7 protein-coding genes are annotated in these 8,081 nt (G+C 68.4%); 2 read left to right on the top strand and 5 right to left on the bottom strand.

The features are described 5' to 3' along the window. Positions 1 to 139 precede the first annotated feature (139 nt). Positions 140 to 934, bottom strand: a complete 795-nt coding sequence (locus VFG33_RS38895) for a phosphatase PAP2 family protein (RefSeq protein WP_325058051.1) — start codon at positions 932 to 934, stop codon at positions 140 to 142. A gap of 218 nt (positions 935 to 1,152) precedes the next feature. On the opposite strand from VFG33_RS38895, the gene VFG33_RS38890 reads away from it, so the two are divergent. Further along, positions 1,153 to 1,704 carry a nucleotidyltransferase family protein gene (locus VFG33_RS38890; protein WP_325058050.1) on the top strand — a complete coding sequence of 184 codons (552 nt, stop codon included), beginning with the start codon at positions 1,153 to 1,155 and terminating at the stop codon, positions 1,702 to 1,704. 10 nt (positions 1,705 to 1,714) lie between these two features. On the opposite strand, the gene VFG33_RS38885 is transcribed toward VFG33_RS38890, so the two are convergent. The 3 genes from VFG33_RS38885 to VFG33_RS38875 form a co-directional block, all read right to left on the bottom strand. Further along, entirely contained in the window at positions 1,715 to 3,355 is a 1,641-nt protein-coding gene (locus tag VFG33_RS38885; protein ID WP_325058049.1) for a DNA repair helicase XPB, read from the bottom strand. A 298-nt stretch (positions 3,356 to 3,653) separates the two neighbouring features. Next, positions 3,654 to 5,939 (bottom strand): helicase-associated domain-containing protein, encoded by a 2,286-nt coding sequence (locus tag VFG33_RS38880; RefSeq protein WP_325058048.1) that lies wholly within the window; start codon positions 5,937 to 5,939, stop codon positions 3,654 to 3,656. An 89-nt stretch (positions 5,940 to 6,028) separates the two neighbouring features. After that, positions 6,029 to 6,811 (bottom strand): GNAT family N-acetyltransferase, encoded by a 783-nt coding sequence (locus tag VFG33_RS38875; protein ID WP_325058047.1) that lies wholly within the window; start codon positions 6,809 to 6,811, stop codon positions 6,029 to 6,031. A gap of 149 nt (positions 6,812 to 6,960) precedes the next feature. Between VFG33_RS38875 and VFG33_RS38870 the strand changes: the two genes are divergently transcribed. Beyond that, positions 6,961 to 7,743, top strand: a complete 783-nt coding sequence (locus VFG33_RS38870; protein ID WP_325058046.1) for an alpha/beta fold hydrolase — start codon at positions 6,961 to 6,963, stop codon at positions 7,741 to 7,743. Positions 7,744 to 7,791: 48 nt separating this feature from the next. On the opposite strand, the gene VFG33_RS38865 is transcribed toward VFG33_RS38870, so the two are convergent. Beyond that, positions 7,792 to 8,081: DUF427 domain-containing protein (locus VFG33_RS38865; protein ID WP_325058045.1), on the bottom strand; the 290-nt coding region annotated here is incomplete at its 5' end.

The raw sequence follows: 8,081 nt of genomic DNA, 5'->3' as shown, positions 1-8,081 counted from the left end.
GTCTTCTCCCGCATCACGGTCAGCGCCGCGCGCGACGTACGGAGGTAGTCCTGCTCGGAGGTGAGGGTGTCGTCGGATATGTCAGGGGGCATGACAGGACCTCCGCAATGCGGTCGACGGTCGGGGAAGCCCCGTCACGTTACTTGAGGACGTTGCGTGGCGAAACCGAATTACGCGTCCGCGGCCGATCGGCGCGCAACCCTCGCCGCAGCAGGAGCGGCAGACTGAGGCCGAGCAGGGCCAGTACGACCAGGCCGTCCAGCCAGTAGTGGTTCGCTGTCACCACGACCACGCCGAACGTGATGATCGGGTGCAGCAGCCACAGCCAGCGCCACTTGGTCCGGGTGATCAGGATCATCGAGAGGGCGATCAGGGCGGCCCAGCCGACATGCAGGCTGGGCATCGCGGCGAACTGGTTCGCCACGCCGCCCGAGTTCTCCGGGCCGTAGACCGACTGACCGAACTTCAGGCCGGTGTCCACGAAGCCCGGCATCATCCGCGGCGGCGCCAGCGGGAAGAGGATGTGCCCGACCAGCGCGAGACCGGTGACCGCGACCATCGTCCAGCGGACCCTGGGATAGGCCTTCGGACGCCAGATGCTCAACCAGAGCAGGACCGCTCCGGTGAGCGGCGCGTGCACCGAGGCGTAGTACAGGTTGGCGCCCTCGATCAGGTGCGGGACCTGGAGGGCGGAGTGCTGGATCGCTGCCTCATTGGGCAGATGCAGCCAGCGCTGCAGGGAGAGGATCTCGCGGGCGTGGTCGAACGCCGACCCGGTGTGCTTCGCGGCGACCTGTCGCCCGGCGCTGTAGACCAGGAACAGGGTGGCGAGCAGGACCGCTTCTCGCACCACCCGCCAGACCACCGGTCCCGGCCCCGAGGTGGTGCGCTCCTGATCCCCTACGTCCACCCGCTCCAGTGCCTGTGTCCCCATACCCCTCGACGGTACCGGTCAGACGCTCGAAATTGGCCCAGGTTTAACCCTGATGTTGCCCTGGGCAACCCCCGAGACACTCTTCGTGACCGACCCGTCACCCCCGTCCTGAGCTCGTCGCAATACCCCTCAAGAGCGGCAACGAGGACACCGGCGATGGCATTCCGAAATGACTGTTAGATCACATTTCCGCTGCCCGAAGGGGACACTGGGCTGTCATGAGGCCAGTCGGAGTACTGCTCGCTGCCGGTGCCGGGACCCGAATCGGTCGACCGAAGGGGCTGGTGGTCGCCCCTGACGGCGTCCCCTGGGTGGTGCGGTCGGTCCAGGTACTGCGCGACGGCGGCTGTGATCCGATCGGCGTGGTGGTCGGGGCGGCAGCGGACGAGGTGACGGCGTTGCTGGTGGATTCCGACGTCACGATCGTCCCGGCCGTCGACTGGTCCGTCGGGATGTCCGCGTCGCTCCGTGCGGGACTGAGCTGGGCGGCGACGACCGATGCCGAGGCGGCGCTCGTCCATCTGGTCGGTATGCCGGATGTCGGAGCAGACGTCGTACGGCGAGTCGTGGCGGCGGCCGGTCCCGGGGACCGGGCGTTGGCGCGGGCGGGTTACCACGACCGCGCCGGTCACCCCATCCTGATCGGCCGGGCCCACTGGGATCAGGCAAAGGCGGCCGCCACCGGAGACCGGGGCGCCGGCTCCTACCTGAAACGAGCAGGCTGCCCCCTGATCCCCTCCGACGACCTTGCCCGAGGCAACAATCCCTGATGAACGAGGGTCAGGCGAAGAGGTTTTCGGCGTCGACGATGGTGTAGGCGTAGCCCTGTTCGGCGAGGAAGCGCTGGCGGTGGGCGGCGAACTCGGCGTCGACGGTGTCGCGGGCGACGATCGAGTAGAAGCGGGCGGTGCGGCCGTCACCCTTGGGGCGGAGGACCCGGCCGAGGCGCTGTGCCTCTTCCTGGCGCGAGCCGAAGGTGCCGGAGACCTGGACGGCGACCGACGCTTCGGGCAGGTCGATGGAGAAGTTCGCGACCTTGCTGACCACCAGCATGTTGATCTCGCCGGTGCGGAACGCCTGGAACAGCCGCTGCCGTTCCTTGACCGTCGTCTCGCCCTTGATCACCGGGCACTCCAGCCGCTCACCGAGCTCGTCCAGCTGGTCGATGTACTGCCCGATCACCAGCATCGGCTCGCCCTTGTGGTGCTCGGCGATCTGCCGGACCAGGCGGGACTTGGCTGGGGTCGACGCCGCCAGCCGGTACCGGTCCTCCGGCTCGGCCGTCGCGTAGACGAACCGCTCGGACTGCTCCAGATCGACCCGTACTTCGACGCAGTCGGCCGGCGCGATCCAGCCCTGTGCCTCGATGTCCTTCCACGGCGCGTCGTACCGCTTCGGCCCGATCAGCGAGAACACGTCGCCCTCGCGCCCGTCCTCGCGGACCAGGGTCGCGGTCAGGCCGATCCGGCGCCGGGTCTGCAGATCCGCGGTCATCCGGAAGATCGGCGCCGGCAGCAGGTGCACCTCGTCGTACACGATCAGGCCCCAGTCGCGGGCATCCAGCAGCTCGAGGTGCGTGTAGACACCCTTCCGCCGTGTCGTCATCACCTGGTACGTCGCGATCGTGACCGGCCGGATCTCCTTGCGCGCACCGGAGTACTCGCCGATCTCCTCCTCGGTCAGCGTGGTCCGCTTCAGCAGCTCGTCCTTCCACTGCCGCGCGGAGACGGTGTTCGTGACCAGGATCAGGGTGGTCGCCGAGGCCTGCGCCATCGCGGCCGCTCCGACGATCGTCTTACCCGCACCACACGGCAGCACGACTACACCGGAGCCGCCGTGCCAGAAGGCGTCAGTGGCCTGCTGTTGGTAGGGGCGGAGCTCCCAGCCATCGGTGACCAGCTCGATCTTGTGCGCCTCGCCGTCGACGTACCCGGCGAGGTCCTCCGCCGGCCAGCCGATCTTGAGCAGCGTCTGCTTCAGGTGACCGCGCTCGGACGGATGAACCACGACCGTGTCGTCGTCGATCCGCGCTCCGAGGAGCGGCTTGATCTTGGCGCTGCGCAGTACCTCTTCCAGGACCGGGCGGTCCGTGCTGATCAGTACCAGACCGTGCTGCGGGTGCTTCTCCAGTCGGAGCCGCCCGTAGCGGTCCAGGGTCTCGGCAATGTCGACCAGGAGCGAATGCGGCACGGGATAGCGGCTGTAGCGCAGCAGTACGTCGATGACCTGCTCGGCGTCGTGCCCGGCAGCCCGGGCGTTCCACAGCCCCAGCGGCGTCAACCGATAGGTGTGCACGTGCTCCGGCGCCCGCTCCAACTCCGCGAACGGCGCAATAGCTTTCCGGCAGTCGGTCGAGTCGGGATGAGCCGTCTCCAGCAACAACGTCTTGTCGGACTGAACAATCAACGGCCCGTCAGTCACTACTCAATCTCCCGTCACCAGCAACCCGGGCAGAACACTCCACCCGACCCTCCATTGTGCCTTGCCCCCACAACCCGTCCTCTCTCACACAGCCAACCCGTCACCCCGGCCCTGTACGGGCAAGTGCCCCCCAGGGGGCAGCCCCGAGAACCCGCATGATCATTCGCCCCCTTTTCACCCTTGGGTCGGCGGGTCAGATGCAGGCTGTGGGTTGGGGTGAAAAGGGGGCGAATGATCATGCGGGTTCTCGCCTTGCCCCTGGGGGTTGTTTTGCCCGTACAGGGTGGGGGTGACGGTTTTACTCGACCGGGCGGGCCGCCGAGATCCGGTGCAAGGCGTAGGTGCGGGGCTGGTCCGCGCCGTCGTCGTACGCGGTCAGCCAGCCGTCGGCGACCCTGACCGGTTCGACGATCCGTTCCGCTGCGATGCCGTTGTGGTCGACGTACGAGATCCAGGTCCGGGCGTGGGTCTCGGCGGCGTTGCCGAGGATGCCGATGGTCTCGGCCGGGGCGGATGCCTCGCCGGACGTGTGTTCAGCGGGGCGTTCGGCGGCCACCCGGTCGCCGCTGCGGACCCGCTCGATCACGGCCTTCACCTGGTCCTCGGTCAGCTCGATCGAGGTGTCCGCGAAGTCCCGGCTGGTCCTCCGCCGCGGCGGTTCGCCCCGGCGGTTGCCTGCGGTGGTCACGTGGACCACGCCGTCGAACGTCTCGCCCAGCGGAGCCAGCCCGGCCTCGCGCAGACGACTCAGCACCATGTCCGGCGGTGATGGCGACACCACGACCGTCGCGGCGAGCCGCCGGAAGCGGATGCCCGGCAGATTCGCGCTCAGCAGTCCGGTGAGCACGTTCTCGTCGTCACAGCGCAGGTACGTCGACGCCGAGCCGATCCGCAGTACGCCGTGCCGTCGCGCAACGTCGTCGATCAGATACGTGAGTGGCTGTGGAACAGGCGTCCGTGAGTGCTCGGCCAACCACTCGTGCAGCTGCTCGCTGGTCCGCCCAAGGTCGTACGCCCGGCGTACCGAGCTCTCACTGAACCGGTAAACGCCACCGCCGCCATGCGACTCCATGTCGGCCATAGCCGTCAGTTCATCCTGTACTGCGCGCACGAGCGGCCCGGGTGCAACCGCCGTGAGGTCAGCCTGCAGGAGCACCTCAGAGACAGGCGCTGGAACCAGCGGCTCAATAGCTGCAGCCAAGTCGTCAACAGACGGCTCGGGGTCCAGCAGAACGCGTGCATGCAACGCAAGAGCGCCAAGCCCGGTCAAACCGAGCAGGGCGGCCTCGGTGACGGTCCACTCGACCAGGTCGTCCCGGAACTGGCCGCCCCGGCGCGGGCGGTGCCAAGCGACCCAAGTCACCACTGACTCCAAGGCGGGCGACCTACCCGACGCAGCCTCTGAGAGAGCCTGCAGCGTGAGCTCTCGGACCTCCGGAGCAAGCAGTCGCTCCAGGTCGGGCGCCAAAGCGTTCACCAGTCGCTCACGCGCAGCAGCCGTTGCCCCGCCGCTGTCGCGCCTGCCGATCAAGCCGATCGCCCTGAGGCCCGTGTACCAAGCAATGACGAGCTGGGCCCATCGGTGGGCGGTGTCCAGCTCCAGCCAGTCGTCATACGCGCCAGTGGGCAGCCAGAGCTCGCCGGTCCCCACCTCGACGGCGGCGATCAGCCCAGCGGCGAATGCGAGCTCTAAGACCGCTCCGGTCGTCTGCTCGTCGGCGCCGATCCGGTTGCCGAGGCTGCGGAGCTCCCGGACGCCGATGCCACCTGTCCGTAGTACGGGCGGTGGGTCGGTGCCGAGCTGTTCGAGGGCGCGGTCGATCTGGCGAACCAGGTCGAGTGCCGCGCCGGCAGCGGCCCGGTCGGCGATCGAGGCCGAGACCTCCTTGCCGTCCAGCGGAGGCGGTGTCGGTCGCGTTGACGCGAGCACACGCCCGCCCCGCAGGTGCAACCCGATCTGCCGCGGCAGCACCACAGTGGTGGCGTCCTTCGGCACTACGAGTCCGCGGGCGAGCAGTTGCTCCACGGGGGTCCGGGCCGACGCAATCGTCACCGGGCGCTCTGCCTTCTCGACAGTGCCAGTAGGCGGTCCCCAGGAAAGCTTGGCCAGTACTTCGCGTGCTTCCGGGCCGGCGTCCTCGATCAGCTGATCCAGATCACCGAAGTGGCGCGTGGTGATCGGCCCGAGCCCGGCCGGTGTGGGGCCGAGCAGTTCGTGGACAGCGCGGATCGGACGGAGGTCGTCTTCGGTTCCCCAGACCAGCGCTAGATCAAGCAGTTCGGCAACCCGCGGCTGGACGACCTCTACAGGTTGGTCGACCCCGGCCGCGAGGGCTGCGACATCTACTGGCTCGGGCAGTGCGGACAGGGCCTCGAGCAGGTCGACACCGAACTCGTCGAGCCGGTTGATAGCTCGTGCGGCGGAGGCATTGGTGGTGGCGCGGGCTGCTAGTTGGCTGGTGTCGGCCGGGATCGGCGTTGCGAGGTCGGGCCGGTGCCGAAGCAACTGCCCGAGCGCAGCGTCGTCCCAGCTACGCAGTGCCTCGGCGAGGGTGCGTGGGCGGGTTCGCTCGGTGTTGCTCATCCCTCCAACGGTACGGCCCCCAGTCCAGCCCCCACGACCGGCTGCCGATTACCGAGCACATTCCTAACGCCCGAGCACCAGACAGTTCTCTACTCGGCGGCGCCTGCTGTCCCGATCCGGTGGAAGCCGACGCGTTCGTAGACAGCGGCCACGGCGTCGTCCTCGGCTGAGAGCAGCAGGAGGTCGACTCCGTTGGCGAAGGCGTGCTCGGCCAGGCAGGTCGTCACAGCGGCTCCCAGACCTTGTCTGCGCATGGCGGGCAAGGTGGCGACTCCGACGATCTCGCTGACCGCGCCGACCGGCTGGTGTGACCCGCTGGCGATCAGACCGTGCTCGCTGAAGGCGGCCGCAGTGACCGTGACTCCAGCCCGAGCCCGTTCCAGCAGGGCATCCAGGAATTCATCCGTGGTTTCGGCGATCTTCGCGTCCCGGGCCTCCAGCCCGGCGGCGCCGACCGCAGTACCAGGGTCGCCGAAGGCCACGTTGGCGACGGCTCGGGCCTCGCGGTGCAGGTCGGCGGAGTCAGGCAGGATCTCGCACCGGGCAGCCGCCGTCGCCGGTTTGAAGTCGGCGGGATCGAGCACGAGCAACGGATGTTCGACGACCTCCAATCCCGCGGCCTCGGCAGCAGGACCGAGCGACGGGCAGGTCTCGACGACCCACTCGAAACTCAGTGGCAGTTCGAGTTCCTCGCAGCGGGCACGAACCTTCTCGATATCGCCCGGCTCGATCGTCCGGCCGGACCCCGGCACCGGGCGGGCGTAGTACGGCCAGACTGTGGTCGATCTGAAGAGCGTGAACGGACCGATCTGCTGGCCGGTCGCACCGGACAGCGGTACTGCGTGCAGATAGTCGTCGACCTTGGACAGCACGTGTCCACCCCCTTCACTCCCGGAATGTTCACCGGGAGTGAAGCAGCCTCGTGCCGCTGGCGGCAAGGGAATATGTCGAGATCGGCCGCCCGGCCCCGACGTCCCGGCTACAGGGCGCCGATCTGCGCCGCCCAGGAGGAGGTAGCGAGATGGAGAAGGTCAGTTCCGCGGACGGGACGACGATCGCCTACGAGCGGTCGGGCGCCGGAACGCCGGTGATTCTGGTCGGGGGAGCGTTGTGCACGCGGGCGACGATGGGTCCGCTGGCGAAGGCACTGGAAGGGGACTTCACGGTCGTCTCGTACGACCGCCGCGGCCGGGGCGACAGCGGCGACACCAGCCCGTACGCCGTCGCGCGGGAGGTCGAGGATCTCGGTGCGTTGATCACGGCGCTAGGAGGAGTCGCTGCGGTCTACGGGCACTCGTCCGGCGCGGCACTCGCGGTCGAGGCTGCGGCAAGCGGTCTGCCGATCAGCAAGGTGGTCCTGCACGAGCCGCCCTACGGCGCCGACGACGCCGAGTCGCAACGCCAGTCCGACGAGGCAGGCGAGACCGTACTGCGTTTGCTCGCTGAAGGTCGTCGGACAGCCGCGGTCGAGGCGTTCCTCGCGATCGCCGGGATGCCGGAGGACGCCGCGTCGGACTGGGCCGCGGAACCTGGCATGGACGACCTCGCACCGACCATCGCCTACGACTTCGCCGTGATGGGCAACGCGTCGCAAGGTGGCACGGTCCCGCGAGAGCTGATCGGCAAGGTGACGCAGCCTGCGCTGGCGATCTGCGGTTCCGTCAGCCACGAGTTCCTGATCGACTCGGCCCGGGTCGTCGCGAAGTCACTCCCCGGCGGCCAGTACGTCGAACTGGACGGCCACCACCACGTGGTCCCGCCGGAAGTACTCGCGCCCGTCCTGATCGACTTCCTGAAGTCCTGAAAAGCGATCGAGCGGCACGCACCCGCTGCGTGCCGCTCTCCGCGGGAATCAGTCGGCGAGGATCTCGATGGAGTCCACCCGGTCCGGGTAGAACGCCACGTGCTCCCTGATGTCGGCGACCGCGTCGTACGGGGTCTCGTAGGTCCAGACGGCGTTCACGCCCTGCTCGCCGGCCGGCACGATGCTGTAGTAGGAGGCCTCGCCCTTGTACGGGCAGTAGGTCTCGTGGTAGGTGCGCTCGAGTTGGGTGAAGTCGACATCCTTGCGCGGGATGTACTGCGCGGCCGGATAACTGGCCTCCTGCAATGACAACGCGTCCCGGCTGTCCGCGATCACTC

It is taken from the genome of Kribbella sp., assembly GCF_035687465.1.
Taxonomy (GTDB): Bacteria; Actinomycetota; Actinomycetes; order Propionibacteriales; family Kribbellaceae; genus Kribbella.
Note: the sequence above shows the minus strand (reverse complement) of the source record. Positions and strands in the feature narration are given on the sequence as shown.

Bases quoted from the DNA above. Each gene is read 5' to 3' on its own strand.
- VFG33_RS38890 (WP_325058050.1), top strand. From the start codon at position 1,153: ATGAGGCCAGTCGGAGTACTGCTCGCTGCCGGTGCCGGGACCCGAATC.
- VFG33_RS38880 (WP_325058048.1), bottom strand. From the start codon at position 5,939: ATGAGCAACACCGAGCGAACCCGCCCACGCACCCTCGCCGAGGCACTG.
- VFG33_RS38870 (WP_325058046.1), top strand. From the start codon at position 6,961: ATGGAGAAGGTCAGTTCCGCGGACGGGACGACGATCGCCTACGAGCGG.
- VFG33_RS38895 (WP_325058051.1), bottom strand. From the start codon at position 934: ATGGGGACACAGGCACTGGAGCGGGTGGACGTAGGGGATCAGGAGCGC.